The sequence below is a fragment of the Novosphingobium tardum genome (assembly GCF_042652045.1).
Classification (GTDB): Bacteria; Pseudomonadota; Alphaproteobacteria; order Sphingomonadales; family Sphingomonadaceae; genus Novosphingobium; species Novosphingobium tardum.
This window is the reverse complement of the sequence record NZ_JBHSDR010000003.1, coordinates 50027-72031: the sequence shown is the minus strand read 5'-3', so window position 1 is coordinate 72031 and position 22005 is coordinate 50027. Positions and strand designations below refer to the sequence as shown.

22 protein-coding genes and 1 pseudogene are annotated in these 22005 nt (G+C 65.0%); 13 read left to right on the top strand and 10 right to left on the bottom strand.

The genetic code is table 11. The features are described from left to right. The first annotated feature begins 6 nt into the window (after window positions 1-6). Window positions 7-471: an A24 family peptidase gene (locus tag ACFO0A_RS00440; RefSeq protein WP_379537012.1), complete on the top strand. Its 465-nt coding sequence runs from the start codon at window positions 7-9 to the stop codon at window positions 469-471. Continuing rightward, window positions 468-1139, top strand: coding sequence for a M23 family metallopeptidase (locus ACFO0A_RS00435; RefSeq protein WP_379537011.1), 672 nt, complete (start codon window positions 468-470; stop codon window positions 1137-1139). The genes ACFO0A_RS00440 and ACFO0A_RS00435 overlap by 4 nt, the downstream gene beginning before the upstream one ends. On the opposite strand, the gene wrbA is transcribed toward ACFO0A_RS00435, so the two are convergent. Both wrbA and ACFO0A_RS00425 read right to left on the bottom strand, forming a co-directional pair. After that, window positions 1136-1753: an NAD(P)H:quinone oxidoreductase gene (gene wrbA, locus ACFO0A_RS00430; protein WP_379537010.1), complete on the bottom strand. Its 618-nt coding sequence runs from the start codon at window positions 1751-1753 to the stop codon at window positions 1136-1138. The two genes, ACFO0A_RS00435 and wrbA, sit on opposite strands and share 4 nt — an antisense overlap. A gap of 29 nt (window positions 1754-1782) precedes the next feature. After that, the gene (locus ACFO0A_RS00425) at window positions 1783-2481 is read right to left on the bottom strand and encodes a pirin family protein (RefSeq protein ID WP_379537009.1); all 699 of its coding nucleotides are present in this window, start codon (window positions 2479-2481) and stop codon (window positions 1783-1785) included. Between the two features lie 101 nt (window positions 2482-2582). On the opposite strand from ACFO0A_RS00425, the gene ACFO0A_RS00420 reads away from it, so the two are divergent. After that, complete coding sequence (locus ACFO0A_RS00420; RefSeq protein WP_379537008.1) at window positions 2583-3479, top strand: LysR family transcriptional regulator; 897 nt, start codon at window positions 2583-2585, stop codon at window positions 3477-3479. A gap of 6 nt (window positions 3480-3485) precedes the next feature. Here ACFO0A_RS00420 and ACFO0A_RS00415 read toward each other — a convergent pair whose 3' ends face one another. Further along, window positions 3486-3839, bottom strand: coding sequence for a response regulator (locus ACFO0A_RS00415; protein WP_379537007.1), 354 nt, complete (start codon window positions 3837-3839; stop codon window positions 3486-3488). Between the two features lie 192 nt (window positions 3840-4031). Between ACFO0A_RS00415 and ACFO0A_RS00410 the strand changes: the two genes are divergently transcribed. The 5 genes from ACFO0A_RS00410 (at window position 4032) to ACFO0A_RS00390 (ending at window position 10524) form a co-directional block, all read left to right on the top strand. Next, on the top strand, window positions 4032-4769 hold the full coding sequence (locus ACFO0A_RS00410; protein ID WP_379537006.1) for an energy transducer TonB: 738 nt from the start codon (window positions 4032-4034) through the stop codon (window positions 4767-4769). A gap of 200 nt (window positions 4770-4969) precedes the next feature. Next, window positions 4970-7336, top strand: coding sequence for a glycosyltransferase family 4 protein (locus ACFO0A_RS00405; RefSeq protein WP_379537005.1), 2367 nt, complete (start codon window positions 4970-4972; stop codon window positions 7334-7336). Next, on the top strand, window positions 7323-8600 hold the full coding sequence (locus ACFO0A_RS00400; protein ID WP_379537004.1) for a glycoside hydrolase family 130 protein: 1278 nt from the start codon (window positions 7323-7325) through the stop codon (window positions 8598-8600). Before ACFO0A_RS00405 ends, ACFO0A_RS00400 begins: the two co-directional genes overlap by 14 nt. Before the next feature lie 53 nt (window positions 8601-8653). Continuing rightward, complete coding sequence (locus tag ACFO0A_RS00395; RefSeq protein WP_379537003.1) at window positions 8654-9691, top strand: mannose-1-phosphate guanylyltransferase; 1038 nt, start codon at window positions 8654-8656, stop codon at window positions 9689-9691. Then, entirely contained in the window at window positions 9688-10524 is an 837-nt protein-coding gene (locus tag ACFO0A_RS00390) for a class I mannose-6-phosphate isomerase (RefSeq protein ID WP_379537002.1), read from the top strand. Before ACFO0A_RS00395 ends, ACFO0A_RS00390 begins: the two co-directional genes overlap by 4 nt. 16 nt (window positions 10525-10540) lie before the next feature. Here the strand turns inward: ACFO0A_RS00390 and ACFO0A_RS00385 are convergent, their stop codons facing one another. From ACFO0A_RS00385 to ACFO0A_RS00365, 5 genes are all read right to left on the bottom strand, one after another. Then, on the bottom strand, window positions 10541-13120 hold the full coding sequence (locus tag ACFO0A_RS00385; RefSeq protein ID WP_379537001.1) for an HWE histidine kinase domain-containing protein: 2580 nt from the start codon (window positions 13118-13120) through the stop codon (window positions 10541-10543). Beyond that, window positions 13117-13758, bottom strand: coding sequence for a biliverdin-producing heme oxygenase (locus ACFO0A_RS00380; RefSeq protein ID WP_379537000.1), 642 nt, complete (start codon window positions 13756-13758; stop codon window positions 13117-13119). Before ACFO0A_RS00380 ends, ACFO0A_RS00385 begins: the two co-directional genes overlap by 4 nt. A 134-nt stretch (window positions 13759-13892) precedes the next feature. Beyond that, the gene (locus tag ACFO0A_RS00375; RefSeq protein WP_379536999.1) at window positions 13893-14189 is read right to left on the bottom strand and encodes a hypothetical protein; all 297 of its coding nucleotides are present in this window, start codon (window positions 14187-14189) and stop codon (window positions 13893-13895) included. Continuing rightward, window positions 14189-14938 carry a hypothetical protein gene (locus ACFO0A_RS00370; RefSeq protein ID WP_379536998.1) on the bottom strand — a complete coding sequence of 250 codons (750 nt, stop codon included), beginning with the start codon at window positions 14936-14938 and terminating at the stop codon, window positions 14189-14191. Before ACFO0A_RS00370 ends, ACFO0A_RS00375 begins: the two co-directional genes overlap by 1 nt. Before the next feature lie 2 nt (window positions 14939-14940). Continuing rightward, window positions 14941-16149 (bottom strand): toxic anion resistance protein, encoded by a 1209-nt coding sequence (locus ACFO0A_RS00365; protein ID WP_379536997.1) that lies wholly within the window; start codon window positions 16147-16149, stop codon window positions 14941-14943. Between the two features lie 157 nt (window positions 16150-16306). Between ACFO0A_RS00365 and ACFO0A_RS00360 the strand changes: the two genes are divergently transcribed. Further along, a complete protein-coding gene (locus ACFO0A_RS00360; protein WP_379536996.1) occupies window positions 16307-17692 on the top strand; it encodes an RNB domain-containing ribonuclease in 1386 nt (461 codons plus the stop codon). 8 nt (window positions 17693-17700) lie between these two features. Here the strand turns inward: ACFO0A_RS00360 and ACFO0A_RS00355 are convergent, their stop codons facing one another. Together ACFO0A_RS00355 and ACFO0A_RS00350 are read right to left on the bottom strand one after the other, a co-directional pair. Then, complete coding sequence (locus ACFO0A_RS00355) at window positions 17701-17994, bottom strand: hypothetical protein (protein ID WP_379536995.1); 294 nt, start codon at window positions 17992-17994, stop codon at window positions 17701-17703. A gap of 97 nt (window positions 17995-18091) precedes the next feature. Then, window positions 18092-19852, bottom strand: a complete 1761-nt coding sequence (locus ACFO0A_RS00350) for a fatty acyl-AMP ligase (protein WP_379538126.1) — start codon at window positions 19850-19852, stop codon at window positions 18092-18094. 147 nt (window positions 19853-19999) lie between these two features. Here ACFO0A_RS00350 and ACFO0A_RS00345 point away from each other — a divergent pair, with 147 nt between their 5' ends. From ACFO0A_RS00345 to ACFO0A_RS00330, 4 genes and pseudogenes are all read left to right on the top strand, one after another. Beyond that, entirely contained in the window at window positions 20000-20593 is a 594-nt protein-coding gene (locus ACFO0A_RS00345; RefSeq protein ID WP_379536994.1) for a regulatory protein RecX, read from the top strand. Continuing rightward, window positions 20580-21095, top strand: coding sequence for a DUF192 domain-containing protein (locus ACFO0A_RS00340; RefSeq protein WP_379536993.1), 516 nt, complete (start codon window positions 20580-20582; stop codon window positions 21093-21095). The genes ACFO0A_RS00345 and ACFO0A_RS00340 overlap by 14 nt, the downstream gene beginning before the upstream one ends. Window positions 21096-21167: 72 nt before the next feature. Then, window positions 21168-21563: an NADH:ubiquinone oxidoreductase subunit NDUFA12 gene (locus ACFO0A_RS00335; RefSeq protein ID WP_379536992.1), complete on the top strand. Its 396-nt coding sequence runs from the start codon at window positions 21168-21170 to the stop codon at window positions 21561-21563. Then, window positions 21475-21996: pseudogene (locus tag ACFO0A_RS00330) on the top strand (DUF2155 domain-containing protein); the annotation flags it as partial. The gene ACFO0A_RS00335 and the pseudogene ACFO0A_RS00330, both read left to right, overlap by 89 nt. Window positions 21997-22005: the final 9 nt, after the last annotated feature.

The following is a 22005-nucleotide window of genomic DNA, read 5'->3' as shown; positions in this document are numbered from 1 at the left end:
CAGGGCATGGCCATGACTCTTCCGCTTGCCGCCACGCTGGTTCTTGCGGCCTGCGCCCTCGTCGGCGCATGGCTCGATATCAGCCAGCGGCGGATTCCGAACTGGCTATGCCTCGTCACCATGGTCGCCGGACTGGCCTTCGCGGTCATGACGGGCGGCGCGGGAGCGCTCCTGTCGCCCCTCGCACATGCCGCAATCGCGCTCGTGGTGGGGATGATCCTGTTCAGAATCGGCTGGATCGGCGGCGGCGATGCCAAGTTCTACGCCGCCTGCGCGGCCTGGTTTCCTCTTGGCTTGGGACCGCGCCTTATCGGCATGGTCTCGCTTGCCGGGCTGGTCGTCATCCTGGGCTGGTTCGTCTATCGTCAGATGAGCGGGAAGCGACGGCGTGCATCCTCAGGCGATTTCGCGATGGTGCCCTACGGCGTCGCGGTAGCGGTCGGCTCGGTGGGGCTGGCGCTGTGGCCATGAAAGCGCCTTTCCTTGACGTGCGCGCCGGGCTTTCCACGGCGGTTGCTACGCTGTTCGTTGCCGCAGGGCCTGCCGCGGCGGCAGAGGCCGATGTGGCCGCGGTCGACGAACCGGTGGTTACAGTGGGGGTGCCGTCGGAAGCCGTCCACATCCGGGTGGGGCGAGCCGTCGATCCCGAGGGTGCGCCGGTCTATGCCGCGCGCTCGGTCTTCTCGGGCGCTGCCGGAATAACGACGTTTTCGACCCACCGGATAGCCCCGCTCATGCAGATGGCTATGCCGTCAGGCAGCTTCGGCGTGCCCCTGACGGGCAGGCTCACCAGCGGGTTCGGCGCGCGCTTCCACCCTTTGCTCGGGCGGATGCGCCAGCATTCGGGGATTGATCTTGCTGCACCTGCCGGGTCGCCCATCGTCGCCCCGTCGGCAGGCGTAGTCTCACAGGCCGGCTGGAACGGCGGTTACGGGTTGTATGTGGCGCTAGACCACGGCGGGGGCCTTCAGACCCGCTACGGCCATATGTCCCATCTTGCGGTCAGCGCCGGACAACAAGTCCGGCGCGGCGACATCATCGGTTATGTGGGGACCACTGGCCTGTCCACCGGTCCCCACCTGCACTACGAAATGCGCGTCAACGGACAGGCCGTGCCGCCGCGCTCGCTTGCGCGCTAGTCAATTGCGGTAGCGCCGCTGAACAGCTTGGCGGCGGTATTTGCTACCCGCCGGCCCAGATGGCGGGCACCGTCCAGATCTTCGACCTCGGGCTTGCGGCCGCCGTCGCCCCCCGCGATCGTTGTCGCTCCGTACGGCGCGCCGCCGACGATCTTGTCGTTGTTCATCTGCCCGGCATAGCCATAGTCGAGCCCGACGATGGTCATTCCGAAGTGAAGCAGGTTGGTCAGGATCGAAAACAGGGTCGTCTCCTGCCCACCATGCTGCGTCGCGGTCGACGTGAACGCCGCGCCGACCTTGCCATGCAGCGCTCCGCGCGCCCACAGGCCACCAGCCTGGTCGAGGAATGCCGCCATCTGCGATGACATGCGGCCGAACCGGGTACCGGTGCCGACCACGATCGCATCATAGCCTTCGAGTTCTGCGATCGTGGCCAGCGGGGCGGCCTGATCGAGCTTGTAGTGGCTGGTGCGCGCGACTTCTTCGGGCACGGTTTCCGGCACTCGCCGGATGTCGACAGTCGCGCCCGTCTCGCGCGCACCTTCGGCAACGGCCTGGGCCATCTGCTCGATGTGGCCGTATGACGAATAATAGAGAACGAGAACCTTGGTCATGGGGGAATTCCTTTGCTTGGAAACTGGGATCAATCGGCGTCGACGAGCACGAGTTCGCTATCTTCGAGCGCCTCGATCTCGATCGTCTGGACATCGGTGATTGCCGCGCCGTCACGGGCGTTCAACTCGACGTCACCGATCCTGATCCGGCCGGTAGCCGGGACGAGGTAGGAGTGGCGTTCGGGCGACGTCGTGTAACTCACCTTCTCGCCAGCCTTGACGGTCGCGCCGAGAACGCGCGCATCGGTGCGGATCTGCAGCGCGTCGCGGTCCTCGGGAAAGCCTGACGCCAGGGCGACGAACTGCCCCGACCGGTCGCCCTTGGGGAACGGGCGCGCTCCCCAACTCGGCGCTTCGCCGCGGCGATTGGGAATGATCCAGATCTGGAACAGTTCGGTGGGCTCGTCCTCAAGGTTGAATTCCGAGTGCTCGATGCCGGTGCCGGCCGACATCACCTGGACATCGCCAGCCTCGGTTCTCCCCGCATTGCCGAGGTTGTCGCGGTGCGAGATCGCGCCTTTGCGGACATAGGTCACGATTTCCATGTCCTGGTGCGGATGAGGGGGGAAGCCGGACTTGGGAGCGATGATGTCGTCGTTCCACACCCGCAAGCTGCCCCAGTGGACGCGCTCGGGTTCGTGGTAACCGGCGAACGAGAAATGATGATGGGCATCGAGCCAGCCGTGGTTGGCGGCGCCGAGGGTGGAAAAGGGTCGTACTTCGATCATGGAGAATGCTCCTGAGCTATTGGCTTGCCCATGATCTAGGACTTCAACTATGATCCAAAAACCCGGATAAAATCGGAAACGGCATTCCAGAAAGTTGGACAATGGACGTTGGTCAGCCTACCGTAGATCACCTACGGATATTCCTGGCGGTGGCCGATCAGGGTAGTTTCGGCCGTGCGGCGACTAGCCTGGGACGCGCGGTCTCGGTCGTGAGCTACGCGATTACGACGCTCGAGGCGCAACTCGGCGTCGCGTTGTTCGACCGGGCTGGGTCGCGCCGCCCGCAACTGACCGACGCGGGCAGGGCGTTGCTCGCCGATGCACGCGCGGTGGCGGATGACGTGGATGGGCTGGTCGCCCGCGCGAGGGGCATCGGCCAGGGGCTTGAAACGGAGGTGTCGCTGGCGGTCGACGTGATGGTCCCGACGACGATCATCGCCGCGGTCCTGCGCGAGTTCCAGGCCGCCTATCCCATCGTCGACCTGCGCCTGCAGATCGAGGGGCTGGGTGCCGTGATCGCGCTGCTGCTGGAAGGCCGGGCCAGCCTCGCAATCAGCGGACCGGATATCGGCCAGCATGGCGGCCTCGAACGCAAGGTCGTGGGCGATGTCGAGCTTGTGCCGGTCGCCGCGCCCGCCCACCCATTGGCCAGAATGGGCGCAATTCCGCCCGGCGCGGCGCGCCAGCACCTGCAACTTGTGCTCACCGATCGGTCGCCACTGACCGAAGGACGCGACTTTTCAGTGATGAGCGCGCGAACCTGGCGGCTTGCCGACCTGGGTGCCAAGCACGCGCTACTGCTCGAGGGTCTGGGCTGGGGCAACATGCCGCGCCATGCGGTAGCAGCCGATCTGGCCGCCGGCCGGCTGGTCGCGCTCAATCTCCCGGAATCGCCCCCGGTGAAATACCGGCTCAACGCGTTGTGGCGGAAGGATTGCCCGCCGGGACCGGGCACGGCCTGGGTGCTTGCGGCATTCGAACGCCGCCTTGGGCGTTAGAAGGCCTCAGTCCGCCGGAGCAACCTCGCGAATCGCGCTGTCGAGCTGGGCAATGCTGAACGGCTTTTTCAGCAGGGGCGCTGCCGGAACGTCGCCTTCGCTCTCGTCGAGCGTGTGATGTCCGGTGAGATAAATGAAAGGAATGCCATCACGGTGCAGCTTTCGCGCGACCGGGGCAGAGGTGGTGTCGTGGCCCAGGCTGAAATCGAGCAGCGCTAGCTCAACCGGACCTTCCTCGAGTTTGGCGAAGGCCTGGTCGACAGTCGCAACCGTTCCGGCAAGCTCATGGCCCAACTCGGCAAGGCTTTCCTCGAGCAGCATCGACAGCAGAGGTTCGTCTTCTAGTACAAGTATCCGCATGTCGTCTCGATCCCAGCGCCGATCCCGTACCAGCGCGGCGGCAAAGAACTTAACCCCTCTCGTTCGACCCGCGTGGTTGCAGCATAGCCGATTGCCCACGAATTTGGTAGCATTTTCGGGTCACTCGTCCGGGAACCCGCCCGTGCGACCGTTCATTCGGGCACAATGCAATTGGCAATCAGTCGCGGCGAAATGACGAGTTCCGACACTGGCGAGGCAATCGTCGGTGTACGCGGACGCACGCGGATTTGGGTGATCCTCGCCGTAGCTGTGCTGCATGCCGCGGCCATCTTTGCGCTGATCAATGCCTTCGGCGTCGATGTGGTGATTCAGACGCTTCGATCGGTCGCCGCCTACGATGTGACGGTTCCCCCTCCGCCCGCTCCACCCCCACCTCCGCCTTCACCAGCCGCCCAGCCCGATGCCGGTGCTGCCGCGCCGGCCGCGAGGAAGGCCAAGCCGAAGGAAATCGTCGCACCGAAGCCCAAGGTCGAGATACCGCGCAAGGCGGTGACGGCGCCGCCCGTCGCGTCGACCGGCAACGCTTCGACCTCGGGCGCGGCTGCTTCGGGGATCGGTACGGGAGGCGGAGGAACTGGCAGCGGCACGGGCGCGGGAGGAAGTGGCTCGGGCGGCGGCGCCGGCATTGTCGCGCGGCGAGCGGAAAAGGTGTCCGGTCAACTCAAGGCGAAGGATTTTCCCCGCTCAGGGATGGAAGAGCGCGATGGGCGCTTCATCATTGTCCGCTACGAAGTCGGCACTGACGGCAGGGTGCGCGACTGCAGGGTGACCCAGTCGAGTGGGAACGCGGAGGTCGATGCGATCACCTGCTCGCTTATCGAAAAGCGCTTCCGCTACCGCCCCGCAATTGATGCGCAGGGCAATCTGGTGACTGATGTTACCGGGTGGAAGCAGTGGTGGTGGCAATAACCTATGTTGCATCCGCACAAGGCGTAGCGCGCCGCGGCCGGCAATAAAATTACATCGTTTGAGCCATTTCGCGAATCGCCTTTCCCAGGCGCTTGTCTCGCGGCGCATTTTATGTTGCACTGCACAACGGAACCGAATCGTCTGCTGGAGAGTTTGTAACTCTGACCCCGAAAATCTCCGATTTCCCGAAGGCCTCTCGTATGATCGCTGGTGAAGTGAACGAATTGACGATCGAAAACGGCGCGCCTGCCAAGGACGACATCGTCTCGATCTTTACACGGCGTACCGCAACGCCCCGCCGCGTTGCCTTGATCGGTGGTTTCGCGCCCAGAAAGTGCGGAATAGCCACCTTCACAACCGACATATTCGAGCAGCTTACACGCTATCATCCCAACATCGGGCTGGACGTCTGGGCGGTCGACGATCCTGCCGCGCCGCTGAGCTATGAACGCACCCGCGGCACGATCCGTGCGGACCGGCCCGAAGACTATATCGGCGCCGCCGAAGCGATGAACGCCGAAGGCGTGGATGCGGTGTGGCTGCAGCACGAGTACGGCATCTTCAGCGGCGAGAGCGGCGAGATGATCCTGGAACTGGTCGATCGCGTCGCCGCGCCGCTCATCGTGACCCTTCACACCGTCCTAATGCACCCGTCGGACCGGCAGCGTTCGATCCTCGATCGGCTGGTCGGCCGCGCGTCTCGGGTCATGGTCATGTCTCGGCAGGCGCGCGATACGCTGATCGAACACTACGGCGCATCGCCCGAACGGGTCGCGGTGATCGCGCACGGCGCGCCAGACCGGCCCTTCGGCCGCGAGGAAGAGTTCAAGGCGCGCATGGGGCTGGCCGGACGGCGGGTCCTGATGACTTTCGGCCTGCTGGGACCCGGCAAGGGCCTGGAAACCATGATCGCCGCGCTCCCGGCCATCGTCGCGGAGCATTCCGATGTCGTGTACCGCATCGTCGGGGCGACGCATCCCAATCTCGTCGCCGTCGAGGGTGAGGCATACCGCGAGCGGCTTCAGGCCCTCGCTGACGAACTCGGCGTCGCCGATCATGTGATGTGGGACAATCGGTTTCTCGAAACCCCGGACCTGCTCGACCAGCTCGAGGCGTGCGACATCTACGTCACCCCCTATCCGAACCTGCAGCAGTCGACCTCAGGAACGCTGAGTTACGCCGTGGCGCTGGGTAAGGCGGTCGTGGCCACGCCTTACGTTCATGCGGTCGAGCTTCACGACGACGGCGTTGGCGTGTTGGTCGAGCCCCAATCGCCCCCCGCGCTGGCGTCGGCGATCAATGAACTTCTTTCCGATCCGGCTCTCCTGGCTGCGACCCGCGAGCGGGCGTACGCTGTTGGCAGGACTACGATCTGGCCGCGTTTCGCCGATGCGGGCGCCGCGCTGATCGAAAGCGTGGTGGCGCGCGCGACGTCCGGAACCCGGTTGCTCGACATTGCGCCGGGCTTTGATGCCGTACTCGCGATGAGCGACAGCACCGGAATCTATCAGCATGCCATCGGCGTCGTTCCCGACCGCCGCCACGGCTACTGCATCGATGACAATGCCCGCGCGCTTATGCTGACGAACGTCGCGGCGCGCGCGCATCCCGAGCACGCAAAGCGGCTTGCGGTTACTTATGCTTCGTTCGTTCAGCATGCGTGGAACCCCGATCGCCGGGCCTTCCGCAACTTCATGGCCTTCGACCGGACGTGGTGCGAGGATGTCGGGTCCGAGGACAGCAATGGGCGGACGCTCTGGGCGCTGGGCGAAACCGCGATCAAGGCACCTGACAGCGACATCCGCGAGTGGGCGCGTGGCTGCTTCGATGATGTCCTGACCTCGTTCGACAGGATCGATTCTCCTCGTGCGGTCGCGTTCGCGATGCTCGGCTGCTGCGCGCGGCTGAAGGGTGAACCTGACCATGCCGGCGCCTTGGCCCTACTTGAACGCGGCGGAATGCTGCTTTGCCACCTGCTCGCTTCCGGGCGCAGGCCCGACTGGGCGTGGTTCGAGGCGGTGCTGGCCTACGACAATCCCCGTTTGCCGCAGGCCTTGCTCGAGGCGGGAATGTATCTGGAGCGGGCTGAATGGATAACGGCCGGGATCGAGACGCTCGACTGGATCGCCCAACGTCAAGTATCGGCCACAGGCAATTTCCGGCCGGTCGGGTCGGAAGGGTTCGGCCAGGCCTACGACCAGCTGCCGTTCGATCAGCAACCTCTGGAACCCTGGGCCGCGATAGACGCATCGGCAGCAGCTCATGCAGCGACCGGAGATCGCCGCTGGCTTGCGCATGCGCGCCTTGCCTATGCCTGGTTCTTCGGCGCGAATGATCGCGGCACCGTCCTAGCCGATCTGGCCTCGGGCCGTTGCCGCGACGGGCTGATGCCCCACGGAGCTAATCGCAATTGCGGAGCGGAATCGATTTTGGCATTCCATCTTGCGCATTATGCGCTGGCAGCGCTCGAACGTTCGGGTAAGGAATCGCCGCGCGAAATAGACGTCAGAGGGGATCGGTTTGGACCTGGAACGCGATCCGTCGCCGAAAACCTTGCGCATCCTTGATGAACGCCTTCACGCCGATCCATCTCGGGTAGTCCTTCGTCCGTTCCATCTCAGCTGGCAGGCCGAACAGGACCCCGGTTCGCGTGCGCATCGACTCGTCGAGGATATCGCCGGGCTGACCGAGGAAGAGGTGGAGTTCGAGTTCCGCCGGGTGCTGCACGACTTTTCCGAGCGGCACTGGCAGACGGAACAGGTCTTCGAGCAGCGTTATCGGGAGGTTGAGCGCATGCTCGGCCTCGATGGAACAAGCTATTCGATCGAGCGCAAACGCCTGATCGGTGCGTACTTCTGTCACGAGTACACGTACGCGGCTGCGGCGCTCATGAACCCCAGCATCGTGCCCCATCCCGACCAATCCGGAATGCACGGAGGGGCGTGTCGTTTCGCGCTGTCGCTGCGGGCGGTGGGCGAAGGTCATATCAGTTCGATCGTGTTCCGCGAGGGGATTGCCCAGCAGGACGGCAGCTTCTCGCTTTGGCCACAAGGGGCCTTTGCTACTGCGGTGATGACTAACGAGGAAACGCTGGTCGACGAAGACAGCGCCGTCACGGTCCATCGCCACGCCGAGAGCAACCTGTCCAACACCGTGATCTTCCCGATCACCGAGCAGCAGCGCAACGGCCTCGAGGATCTGCGCCTCGTCCGCTTCGATCACGGCAACGGCGATTACGAATGGATCGGAACCTACACCGCATACAGCGGCTCCTCGATCCGTTCGGAACTGCTGCGAACGCGCGATTTCAAAAGCTTCATCCTCGAGCCGATCGAGGGCCGTGCCGGGCGCAACAAGGGCATGGCGCTGTTCCCGCGCAAGGTGGACGGCGAATTCGTGATGGTCGGCCGCCAGGACGGCAAGAACCTCTACCTGATCAGGTCCGACAGGGTGGACACCTGGGATCACGACGGACTGCTGCTGATGGAGCCGAAGTATCCCTGGGAGTTCATCCAGATCGGCAACTGCGGAAGCCCGATCGAGATCGAGGAAGGCTGGCTGCTGTTCACGCACGGCGTGGGCGCGATGCGCAAGTATTCGCTGGGCTGCGCGCTTCTCGACAAGAAGGACCCGTCGAAGGTCATCGGCCGGACCGTTCGCCCCGTGCTCACTGCCGAGGATAACGACCGCTTCGGCTACGTGCCGAACGTGGTGTACACGTGCGGCGCGCTGTTGACCGGCGAGCGGCTGCTGATCCCCTACGGAATCTCCGACAGCGCGGTCGGTTTTGCGACGGCCACGGTGGCGGATATTCTGGCACTGATGGAGTGATGGGGCGTTAAGGTGCCAAGACCTTCCGAATTCCCTTCCCCGATGATTGAGCCATGACCCAGATCACCCCGGTTATCCTGTGCGGCGGCAGCGGCACGCGTCTGTGGCCCCGTTCGCGGGCGACCAAGCCCAAGCCCTTCCTTCCGCTCGTCGGCGACGAGACCCTGTTCGAGGCCACCGTGGGCCGCTGCGCGCGAGAGGCGGGGTTCTCCGCGCCAGTGGTGGTGACGGGCGCGGCGCATCTGGAACATGTCGAGGCCCAGCTTGCGACGCGAAGCGACGCCCGGATCATTGTCGAGCCGAGCGCGCGCAATACTGCGGCCGCGATTGCGCTTGCCGCGCTGCGTCTTCCGCCCGAGGCAATCATGCTGGTGTGCCCGAGCGACCACCATATCGCCGACTGCGATTCCTTCCAGCAATCTGCGCATGCGGCTGCCAGACTTGCCCAGACTGGCTGGCTTGTTTCGTTCGGCATCGCCGCGACAGCGCCTGAAACCGGCTTTGGATACATTCGCCAGGGCAGCGCGCTCGAACCCGACGGCTTCAAGATCGACCGGTTCGTCGAGAAGCCGGATGCGGCGCGCGCCCAGGCATTCCTCGACGAAGGCGGCTACCACTGGAACGGCGGCATCTTCGCCTTTGCGGCCGCGACGTTCCTGGCGGAATTGGAGGCGCACCGTCCGCAGATGGCGGCGGCAGCCCGCGCTGCGGTCGCCGCCGGGCGCGAGGATGGCCACAGGTTCCACCCCGATGCCGATGACTTCGCCCGCATCGATAGCGAGTCGGTGGACTATGCGGTCATGGAGAATACCGATCGCGCGGCGATGGTCCTGGCCGACATGGGCTGGTCCGACATCGGCAACTGGCAGGCGCTCCACGCCGCAATGCCGCGTGACGAGGCGGGCAATGCAACGCGTGGCCGCGCGGAACTGGTCGATTGCGCGAATGTCCTCGTTTCCAGCGATGGGCCACGCGTCTCGGTCATCGGGGCCAGCGACCTGATCATCGTCGTCGATGGCGATGAAGTTCTGGTGACGACCGCCGACGGCGCCCAGCGCGTCGGCAAGCTCGGCGGCGCGGTAAATCAATGAGCGCCGGGCTCCCCATCCGGACGGTCGAAAAGCCGTGGGGACGTGACGCGCTGCCGGCCCCCTTCGAGGCACCCGCAGGACAACGCATCGGCGAAATCTGGTTCGAACCACCGCCCGAACTGCTGCAGCTCCTGGTCAAGTACATCTTCACCAGCGAAAAGCTTTCGGTTCAGGTCCATCCGAACGATGACCAGGCCCGCGCGGCGGGCGCCGACGATGCCGGCGGGGGCGGGGGCAAGGAAGAATGCTGGCTCGTGATCGACGCGCAACCCGGTGCCACGCTGGGCGTCGGCTTCAGGGAAATTGTATCGCGCGAGGCGATGCGTCGCGCGGCGATCGACGGGTCGATCGAGGACATGCTGGTCTGGCACCCGGTACAGGCGGGCGATTTCTTCTACATCCCGGCGAACACGGTCCATGCCATCGGCGCTGGCGTAAGCCTGATCGAGGTCCAGCAAAACGCCGACATCACCTATCGGCTTTATGACTATGGCCGTCCGCGCGAGCTTCATCTCGATGAGGGAATCGCGGTCGCCAAAGGCGAGCCGCACGATCCGGCGCTTCGGATGCATGTTCCCGACCATGGAACGGTCGAGCTCGCCGACGGGCGCTATTTCGTGCTTCACCGGGTGGAGGGCACACCTGATGCCGATCTCGTCGCGCGTTACGACGGCCCGTGCCTGATTATCCCGCGCAAGGGAGAGGTGCGCGTCGGCGGAGCGACAATCCGCCCCGGCGAATGCGGCATCGCGCCGACCCTTGCCAGCGCCACCTTCAGCGCCGGGAGCCAGGCGCTTGTGGCCCGTCCCAAGATCGCCGCCGCGCAAGCATAGCTGTAGTTTGCTTAGCTCAGCCGAGTCCGATAGCGGCGGCCAGGTCGTCCTTCGAATATGGCTTCTGCATGATCCGCGCGTTTTCCCCGAACTGATCGGAAATTCCGCTGACTTCGCCGTATCCCGTCGCGAACACGAAAGGAATGCCGCGTTCGTGTAGCGCGCGGGCAATCGGCTCGCTGTTCTCGCCGCCCAGGTTGTAGTCGAGAACCGCAAAGGCGGGTGGGTTGTTGGCAACGATCGCCAGCGCGGCGTCCACGCTGCTCGCCATGCTCACTTCGGCGACGCCCATCGCAAGGAGCATTTCCTCGGTATCGATCGCGATGATCATGTTGTCCTCGACCAGCAGGATGCTTTGCGGCGGGGCATCCGAGGTCTTCTTGTCTATCACTACATCGTCACCTGTGTTCGGGCCTCGGGAAGGCGCCTGGTCGCTTGCCGGCGGCGCGGTTCGATCTTCCGAGACGAACCTTCCGGGAATCACGAAGTCGGCCTCGATGCCGCTCAAAAGGTAGCGGATCTGTGCACTCCCCTTCAGTTCATAGGGTATCGACCGTTCGATGATCGTCGAGCCGAAGCCACGCCGCTGCGGCGGCTTCACCGGTGGGCCACCGGTCTCGCGCCACGAGAGGCGCAGAGAGCCGTCATCTTCGCGCTCCAGGCGAATATGCACCCGCCCGTGACGGTCGCAAAGACTGCCGTACTTGGCGCCGTTGGTCATCATCTCGTGGAGAACGAGCGCGAGAACCGTGTAAGCTTCCGGCGCGATCATGGCATCCGTGCCGGTGATTGAGACGCGATCCGCCTTGCCGGCGAGGTAGGCGCGGGCCTCGACCTCGATCAGTTCGACAAGGCTCGACGGCGCCCATTGGCGGCGCGTGAGGTTGTCGTGAGCCGACGCCAGCGCATTGATGCGCCCACCGATGAGATCGGTGAAGCTGGCGATGTCGATCGCCTCGTGGCGCGACTGGCTGACCAGCCCGCGAATGAGGTTGAGGATGTTGCGAACGCGGTGATTGAGCTCTGCGATCAGCAATTCCTGCTGCTCCTGGGCGCGGGCGCGTTCGGCGACGTTTACATCGGCGATGCGCAGGATGACCTCGAGGAGGGTGATCCGCAGAGATTCCGCAGCATTGCGCTCGGCATCAGTCCAGGGTGCACTCGTGCCGCGAACGACCTCCTGCCACTCCTCGAAGCTCTTGCGCGGCGTCAGTCGCGCGCCGTTCGGACCGTACTCGACGGCCTTCTCGGGATTGCCCGCCCAATGAACGGTCTGGACGAGTTCACGACGCCACAGGATGATGTAATCGCGAGGGCGACGCGATACGGGAATGGCAAGCATCCCGGCTGCCTGATCAGCGAATCTGGCCGCCGAAGCGGAAATCCGTCCGAGCGATTCAGTGGCGAAGACGGTGCTCGCGGTGTTGCGGTTCAGCAGCGGGATAATGTCGCGGAACTGCTCCTCGGTAGGGGATGAGCCGCGGCACACATAATGTCCCTCGATGAAAGCGCAGGCGCCGTCGAAGGGAATGACATCGGCGATCGACCGCACCATCATGTCGAAGTTTTCGATGAAGCCGTTGGTCTCGGCGAGCTGGACCATCAGCTTGTCGTGCAGCTTTCGCGCCTCATCCGCCTGCCCGCTGGCTTCGCTGGTCAACCGCTTGTCGAGCATCTGGGCGAAGAGCATCGAAAACAGTTCGGCCGCGCTACGCAGCGGGAACGGCAGGATGCGCGGCGAATAGTGGTGGCAGGCGAAAAGGCCCCACAGCTTCCCGTCGACAATGATCGAGATCGACAGGGAAGCATCGACGCCCATGTTGCGCAGATATTCGAGGTGGATCGGTGAAACCGCGCGGAGCGTGCTCTGGCTGAGGTCGAGCGGCGCGCCCGAGGGGCTGGTTACCGGCTCGATCGGCACCACATCGTCGTCGACGTCACTGATGATCCGCAACAGGTTGCGCAAGTACAGCGCCCGTGCCTGCGGAGGGATGTCGCTTGCGGGATAGCGCAAGTGCAGGAATGATTCGAGGCGGGCATCCCGGGCTTCGGCGAACACTTCGCCACTGTCGTCGGGATGAAAGCGGTAGACCATCACCCGATCGAAGCCGAGCAGGGTGCGCATCTGTCGTGCCGCGGCCTCGCACAGCTTGAGCGGAGACCGCTCCTGTTCGAGCCGAGCCATCATCGGCCGCAACAGCGAAAGGTAATGCTCGGGCGCGACATCGGTGTGACGCTCGAACTCGAAGACGAAGTTCTTGCCCGACGCGTGAAGCGCGATGTCGAATAAAGGGCCTCCGGGAGTTACGCTTACGCCGAAGATACGCTCGATCGCGTCGCTCCCCTGCATCAGCGACAGGCGATGGCGCAGAGTGGCGAGGAGTTCGGGCCCGACGGTCAGCGCGATCGATTCGCCCGGCTCGGGCTGCCGGGAAAGCCCCAGGAAGGCGCCGAAGTTTGCCGACCGGTGCGTGACCATCCAGTCGGCGCCTACCGCGATCAGCGCGCCGAAGCTCTGGATGCGTCCCGGAATGTGGATCGGTTCGGCGGCGCAGCTGCTCAGGTCGACCGCGGGGATGGAACTAACCTCGCTCATGCGGCGGCAGGCCGTCCGGCCGCGGCGAATTCCGGAGCACACTTCGCGAAATGGGCAAATGCCGCCAGCGCGCCGGCGACAATGCCTCTGGCATCAACGGCCGTTGCTTTGGCGCCGAGCGGCTGTTGCAGCGCCTTCCAGTAGGGATTCATCGTCTCCCCACCCAGAAACCGGCGCGCGCCCGCAGGAATAGCGTTCTCGGCCCCGGCCAGCAGGAAGCGGTTCCCAAGATGCGAACCGGCTACGACATAAGCCACGCCGAGCCAGTCAGCGGCGGGCGAAGGGGCGAAGTCGGGACCGGAGGGAAGGGTTCCCGCGTCCAGCGCGCCAAGGTCGCTGGCGATCAGCGCGACCTGGGACGGCGGCGCACTGCCTTCCGGGGCTACGGCATCGAGCCAGCGCTCGACCCCAGTACGGGCGCGCGCGTGAAAGCGAAGGAACGCGGCATAGGAATGCGGATCGGCAAGTTCGAACCCCGCGAGGCTCCGATCGAGTGCTTCATGCGCATAACGGGTCTCGTCGCGCAGCAGGTTTCTGATCGTGGGCATTGCGGCAGCAGCGCGCCCGCTATCGCGGGCAGGAAGGTCGATGATTTCCGGGGTCAACTCGGCGGTCCTGCGTCGGAAGATGAATAACATCGGGCGCAATCGCTTTGTCGGCAATGCCCCCGCATTCGCGATCAAACCGACTGCCCATTGTCCATGCAGTTCGCCGCGACCCTAAAAATCATCAGGCGGGATATTGTTCCCGCGGCATCTTGGCTGACGATCCACTATTTTAGAAGCTTCATGCCCTTCTCGCGGATCGCGGCGGCAACCATCGGCTCGACGAACGAAAGGGCCGGGGGAAGATCGACCACGAAGACGAGTTGCGTCTCTTCGACGTCGATCTGGGCGCCCATCTTCTGCCCCATTGCGGAGATCGCCATCGTCATCCGGTCATCTGAAGGCCATTCGGTCCGCACGTCGGCCATGCCGCCGGGGATGAACCCGGCAATTTCGCCGCTGCGCGCCTTGAGCCGGCGGCGGACCTCGTTCTTGCCCAGCGTGTGAGGTATCGCGATGCGCATCAGCCTGGCTCCTGCCCCGGTCCGCTCAACCCCGCCGCCTCGCCGTAGCGATAATCGAGGTAACGCCCGCGGATCGCCAGGTTGTCGATATCGCCGGCGGCGAGCTGGCGAGTGACTTGATTGATCTCGGCGCTGATTTTGCCGAGGCCGTCGGCCAGTTGCTCGTCGGGGGTCCGTCCTCCGCGGGCCTCGCCACGCAAGTGGGCCGGGATCCGGCGATAGCTCGACACCATCTCGGGAAGATGCTCACCCACCAGCTTGCGCACCTCGAGTGCCGCCGGCTGGTTCTGGTCGAGCCCTTCGAGCTGTAGGCCCAGCGCATCGAGCTGTAAGCCGATGGTGTCGATCAGCTTCACCGCCGGCGCGGGAAGCGCGGGGCGCTGCGCCTCTAGCCAAAGTTCGGTCCGACCAACCATCGTTCGCACGTCTCCCTGGCCCAGGACCGAACGATCCGGCACCTTCATCTTGGGATAGCGGCCCAACACGGTGACAGCGACAATGCCCATGAGGACGGCGTAGAACAGGCCTTCGATTCCGATGCCGCCGATGATCGTGCCCGCGATCATCGCGGCAACGACGATGCCAGCGATCGCGATCGCGATACGGGTGATCTTGCCTGCGCGATGGCGATTCTTGAGTTCAGCCGACCGTTGCCCGATCGAACGGCGTCCGCCTTCGCGCTGGCGGGTCAGCGACGCGCGCGCATCGCGCAGGATTACGTCGCTGGAATGGGCGGGGGACGAAGGCATCGTCAGCCTTCAAGGCTCAACAGCGAGGGCGCGTCCTGCGTCAGCTTCGCTTGCGCGCCGCCTTCGGCCCGCGCGATGTAGCCGCGCGATTTCTCGACCTCGCCCGAAAGCGTGTCGACCGTCTGCTTCATCGCGTCGAGCGCCTTGAGCTTGAACGTGTCGATGTTGTCCATCGTGTCGTAGATGTTCTGGAAGGCGCGCTGAAGCGTTTCCAGCGGGATCGTGCTGGCTGCCGCCTGCTCGTGGATCTTGCCGGTCTGTTCGCGCAGCAGCTTGCCGGTGGAATCGATGATCCCCGCGGTGGTGGTGTTAAGCGCGGTAATCTGCTGCAGGACAAGGCGCTGGTTGGTCATTGCCTGGGCGACGGTCACCGCCGTGCGCAGTGCGCCGACCGTGGTCGTGCTGGCGCGGTCGACGCCCTTCACCAGTTCCACGTTGTTCTTCTTCACCAGGTCCAGCGCCAGATAGCCCTGCACCGTCACCGCCATCTGGGTGAGGAGATCCTGCGTGCGCTGCCGGACATAGAAGAGCGCACTTTCGCGTATCGCCTTGGCCTTGGCGGGGTCGGTCGCGTCGAGATCGTTGGCGGTATCTTCAAGCTTGGTATCGAGCGTCCGGCTGATGTGGATCATCTGCTCGAGGTTGCCCATCGCCGCCCACAGGTTCTGCCGCTCGACGTCGATCGCCGCGTTATCCATCAGCAATTCGTCCTTGCCGGAGGCGAGACGGGCGAGGATCGACGAGATGTGTCCCTGGGCGCTGGTGTAGCTGTCGAAGTAGTTCTTCAGCTTGTTGCCAAACGGAATGATGCCGAGGATCTTTCGGCCCGATGAAAGCTTGCCCTGACGGCCGGGATCCAGTTCCTCGACCGTGCGGCGCAGCTCGGCAAGGTCGGTGCCGACGCCAGTGTCCTTGTCCATCGCCCGGATCGGCCGATCCAGAAAGCGGTTCGACATCGAAGCCGCCGTGGCGATCTCCTTGCGCCCCATGTTGGTGAGCTGATCGACCCGCTTGCCGAATTCCGGGCTGGCCGCGTCCTGCGCCACAAGATCGGCGACAAAGGCATCGACCTTGGCCTCGAGCTTGGATTTGTTTTCGTCCGCCACGGGAACGAGGCCCACGGCCTGCTCGGGCGCTACCACCGGCACGGGGTCAGGCGGCGTCAGCTTGAGATCAGTTGCGGTCGCCGTCTGGTTCGGAGTGCTGGCCATGGTCGTCTTGATCCCTCGCGCGAATATCCGGCGTCCTAGATGGAACGCCGGGCGTTCTTCGGCAAGTGTGTTAGTCAAATAAGACACGTCATGCAAGCTACGGGCGACATTCCACTTCGCTTGGCGCGGCGCTCGTTGCGGGTGTAGCAGGACGACGATGAAAGCCATTACCGACCCCGACCATGCGCTCGACCGCGGCCTCCAGGCGATCCGCACCCAGTACGACGTGACACAGGACTTTCCGCCGCAGGTGATTGCGGCGGCCGAGGCGGCAATCCGGCGGACCCCAACCAGCCACGCGGACCGGACGGCGCTGGACTTCAGGACGCTCGATCCAGCGCAGTCGACCGATCTCGATCAGGCTTTTCTGATCGAGGAAGCAGGGGCTGACCTCATTCTTCGCTATGCCATCGCCGACGTCGCATGGTTCGTCGACGATGGCGATGCACTCGACATCGAGGCGTGGAAGCGGGGAACGAGCTTCTACCTGCCCGATGGCAAGGCGCCGCTTTATCCCACGATCCTGAGCGAAGGGGCGGCCAGCCTCCTCCCCGACGGCCCCCGTCCGGCGGTGATCTTTGTGGTGCGCGTGGCGCCCGATGGAGGCGCAAGGCTTGACGGGGTGGAGCGCGCGATCATCCGCAGTCGCGCGAAATTGGGCTACGAGACGTTGAAGCCGGGCGATCTTCCGCCGCTGTTCGATTCCTTCGCAAGACGCATCCGCGACGCCGAGCTTCGTCGCGGCGCCGCCCGTGTCGATCCGCCGGAACAGGAGGTGGTCGCGCTGCCCGATGGCGGGCACGTCCTCGGCTTTCGCCAGCGCTTTCCCGCCGAGGAAGGCAACGCGGCAATGTCGCTGGCCACGAACCTCGCCGTGGCCGAGGCATTGCTCGAACATCGCACCGGGCTCTTTCGGGTCATGGCCGAACCCGATGCCCAGGCGGTTGCCCGGTTGCGGCACAGCGCGGCTGGTCTCGGCCTGGCGTGGCCGCGCGAGATGACCCTGGCGCAGTTCGAGGCCCGCCTGGACCCTGCGGATACGCGCGCCGCGGCTCTGATGCTGGAAATCCGGCGTGCCGGCGAAGGCGCCCGCTACACGCCCTACCACCCGGGGGTTGTGCCGTGGCACGCGGCGATGGCAGGAACTTATGCCCACGCCACCGCACCATTGCGGCGGCTGGCCGACCGCTATGTCGCGCGCGCCGCGCTCGAGGTCGCAAACGGCCGGCCGGTGCCCGGCGGGGTTTCCGCAGCTTTCGAGAAGCTCCCCCAAATAATGGCCAAGGCCGATGCCCGCGAGGGCCAGATCGACCGAGCGGTCGTCGATCTGGCCGAGGCTGTCATGCTCGGCGGTCGGGAAGGAGAGAGGTTTTCAGCGATCGTCACCGACCTCGACGAGCGCGGGGCACGGATCCAGCTCGCCGATCTCGCCGTGGTGGCACGGGTCGCGGCTCCGGGCGCCATTCCCGGGGACCGGATCGAAGTGCGCCTCGCCGCCGCCGATGCGGCTCGCCGCGAGATAAGGTTCGAGCCGGCCGCTTAGCCTGCGCCTCAGTGGCGCCGCCGGCTCAGCCACCGGCGCCAGCCGCGCACGGCGCTATCCTGCTCGAGCGATTGCCCGGTCGCTTCCAGCAGGTATCGCGCAACCAACAGGGCCTGATTGCGGGTCAGCAGGAAGTGCCGCTCATCGACTTCGTTGCGGTCGAGTTGCTGCTGGGATTCCGTGCTTTGCAGCTTGAGGCTGATGCCGTGAGGTGTGGGAGAGTGAGTCCAGCCGACAAGCACGCCGAACGTTTCCGTGCGCGGGCCGGTATTCCACCTTTCCTGCCTGACTTGATGACCCATCGCCCCATCCCCCGCTTTTGCGGAATGGGATCATGGCGCCGTCATGACGTCAAGCGCGTGCGGTTCCAATCCGGCGCAAAAGTTCGCTCGATGTGAGTCAGGCCGCCAGACGATAGGGCTGGATCTCGCCCGATAGATAAAGGTTGCGCGCCTTGGCCCGGCTGAGCTTGCCCGAACTGGTGCGCGGCAGGCTGCGCGGCGGAACCAGTTCGACGACGCAGTTCATGCCGGTGATCGAGCGAACCTTGTCACGAATCTGGTCGCGAAGGCGGATGCGTTCCTCGGGATCGCTGACCCGGCAGTGAACGAGCACCGCGGGAGCTTCCTCGCCGTTGGCGGTTTCAACCGCGAACGCGGCAATATCACCCTGGTGGAAGCCGGGAAGCTGCTCGACCGCCCACTCGATATCCTGCGGCCAGTGGTTCTTGCCGTTGATGATGATCATGTCCTTCGCCCGGCCGACGATGAACAGGTAATCGTCGACGAGGTAGCCCATGTCACCGGTGTCGAGCCAGCCATCCACGAGCGCAGCGGCGGTCGATTCCGGATCGCGATAATAGCTGTGCATCACGCTGGGGCCGCGACACCAGACCTTGCCGATATGATGGTCGGCTAGCGGCGCGCCATGCTCTCCGCGGATCTCGATTTCCATGTCGAGCACGGGCTTGCCGCAGTTCACGATCGCGCGATAGCGCGCCGGGCGGGAAAGATCGCGCGGGGTGCCCGAAAGCCGTTCCTCGGCCACCAGTTCCACGCGGATGCCTTCGCCAGGAGGCATCACGGTGACTGCCAGCGTCGCTTCGGCAAGCCCGTAGCTGGGGAGGAAGGCGCTGGCTTTGAACCCGGCATCGGCAAATGCGTTGACGAAGCTCTGCATCACGTCGGGGCGGATCATGTCGGCGCCGTTTCCGGCGACGCGCCACCGCGACAGGTCGAATCGGTCGGCAACGTGGCTCTGGCTGGAAATCCTGCGGGCGCAGATGTCATAGCCGAAAGTGGGTGAGTAGCTAAGCGTCGTTCCCTCGTTGCGGCTGATCAGGTCGAGCCAAGCGAGGGGGCGGCGGGCGAAGTCCTCAGTCTTGAGATAATCGGTCGAAACCTGGTTGGCGATCGGCGACAGGAAGCAGCCGACGAGGCCCATGTCGTGGTACCACGGCAGCCAGCTGACGCAGCGGTCGCCGTCGCGCACTTCCATCCCGTGGCTGTGCCCCGCCAGGTTGTTGAGGAGCGCACGGTGCGTCACGGCGACGCCGTGCGGAAAGCGTGTGGATCCGCTGGAATACTGGAGATAGCAGATCGCGTCCGGATCCTGCTCGGGCAGGGGGTGCGAAACCGGGGCTACCGCGTAGAAATCCTTCCACGCCAGCCCTTCGACCCCATTGCGCGCGGCGGCGGCGCCGGCCATCTCGCCGATCTGGGCCGGGTAGAGCAGAAGCGAGGGATCGCTGCTGGCAAGCTGCACCGCCAATTGGTCGATGTAGTTTTCCTTGCCTCCGAAGCTGGTCGGAAGCGGCAGCGGCACCGGCCACGCGCCGGCATAGATTGCGCCGCAGAACAGGGCAGCGAATTCCGTGCCCGTCTCGGCGATCATGGCGATCCTGTCGCCCGGCTTCACACCGCGCGCGACGAAGCGTTGCGCTGCCGCAAGGGCGTCGTTGCGCAGTTCGGAAAACGGATAGGCCCGCACGAGATTGCCGCGCGGATCGTGGAAGTTCAGCCCGCGCTCGCCGCTTGCGGCATAGTCCAGCGCTTCGCCGAAAGTGGCGAAATCGGCGAACCGGCGCGGCAGCGCATCGTCGTTCGGGGTGGGCACAAGCGCCGCACCGGTCGGTCGCTCGGCAATGTCGAGATCGGCCATAGTCGCGATAACCCGTTGTTTGTTCACCTGTCCCGTCGCTTTTTGCGGGAGCGGCTTGAATGAAACATGACTTGCCCGCCGCACCATTCGGCCGGCGCGGTTGGCGGGCGTTCTCATTCGCGGGCGAGTGTGGCACCAATAAGGCGCATGGCTCCGCCCTCCCAGTCCCCCCGCCGTACCCGCGAACGCCGCGCACCGCGTCCGCTCGACGCGGCGCGGCTCGACGAACTGGCGCTGGCATACGTCGCCCGCTTCGCCACCAGCGCGGCGAAGCTGGGCGATTATTGCCGGCGCAAGCTGCGCGAACGGGGCTGGACCGGGCAGGACGAGGGTTCACAACCGCCCGACGTCTGTGCGCTTGTCGCCCGGTTTGTCGCGGCAGGCTATGTCGATGATGCCGCTTTTGCCCGCGCGCGAACGGGATCGCTCCTGCGGCGCGGATATGGCGAGCGCAGGATCGAGCAGGCGCTGCGCGGCGCGGGGATCGGCGATGAAGACCGGCAAGGTGCCCGGCACAGCCAGCGAGCGGCCCGCGAGGCGGCGCTCGCGCTGCTGCGGAAAAAGGGATTCGGCCCGTTTGCGAAAGGGGAACTCGCCTCGCGCGAGCAGCGCCAGAAACAGCTCGCTGCGATGCTGCGCGCAGGCCATCCTCTCGACATCGCACGAGAATTGCTGAATGCCGCAAGTGAGGAAGAGGCCCTTAGCTGGGTCGAGGAGTGTGACGACGATGACCAGGTCTAGGCAAGCCGCCTTTCGCATCCCTGCTGCGCTCGCATTGGCTGCAGCCATGCTGGGCGGGTGCTCTCCGATGGCGAGCGACGCCGGCCAGCAGCAGGCGCAGGCGCCCGTTTCGCCGGCACGCCACCCGATCTCGGGGCTGGAGGTCATTCCACTTTCGATCACCGCCGCTGGCGGCCGCCATGACTTCCGCGTCGAAGTGGCGCGGAGCGAAGAGCAGCAGGACTACGGCCTCATGTTCCGAACCGCGATGGGCGCAGACGAGGGAATGATCTTCATCCGCGATTTCAACCAGCCGGCCAGTTTCTGGATGAAAAACACGGTGATCCCGCTCGACATCATATTCATCGGCAAGGATCGCCGCATCCTCAACATCGCCGCCAATGCCGTTCCCTACTCGCTCACCCCGGTCAATTCGGCGGGCGTGGTAAGCGCGGTTCTCGAACTGAATGGCGGCCGCGCCGCGCAACTGGGCATCAAGCCGGGTGATGCGGTCGCCTGGTAGGGCGCATGGCGGCTTGCGTGGCGGGGTCGTGATCGCCTAACGGGCAAGTTCTCCGATACAAGACAGGCCGCGATGGGCATCTTCTCGAAAATCTTCACCTGGTGGGACGGGGCAACGCCCGGCACGATGCTGTTCAGCAAGCTCAACGGCGAGCAGGTGGGCACCGACGCGCAAGGGAATCGCTACTTCCGCAAGGCAGCCAAGCCCGGCCAGTCCGAACGGCGCTGGGTCATTTACGAAGGTGCTAACGACGCCAGCCGCGTTCCCGCGGAATGGCACGGCTGGCTGCACGGCAATGGCGACGGCGTGCCCGAGAGCTTCCTTCCGCCGGCCCGGATCTGGGAAGCGGACTACACTCCCAACGCGACCGGCACCCTCAATGCCTATCGTCCGCAAGGCGCGCTGGAGCGAGGCGGCAAGCGCGCTGCCGCGACGGGCGACTACGAAGCGTGGACTCCCGGTGACTGATCGCGCGGCGGCGTATGCCGGCCTTGCCCTTGTCGCCGCCGCATCACTGGCGGTCGCCGGATGCAACAAGGAGCCAGCGCTCCCCGATGAGGTGAAGACCACGCCGTCGCCGCGTCCGTCGACGACGACCGTTGCCACCGGCGGCGCTGCCGCGACCGATCTGCAGCACGGCAAGGTCACGCCGATGGCCGAGCGTGTGGCCACGCTGGGCCTGCTCAACAAGCGCAACAACCTGTCGCAGGCCATCACCCTTCGTCCCGGCGAGTCGAAGCGGATCGACAACGTGATCGTGAAACTTTCCGCGTGCGAGCGCACCGCGCCGTGGGAAGATCCGCCGGAGACGGGGGCGTTCGTTCAGGTATTTGTCGAAGAGCGCGCCACGGTTCGCGAGCGGCTGGCCTGGCACAAGGTCTTTTCCGGCTGGTTGTTCAAGAACGCGCCG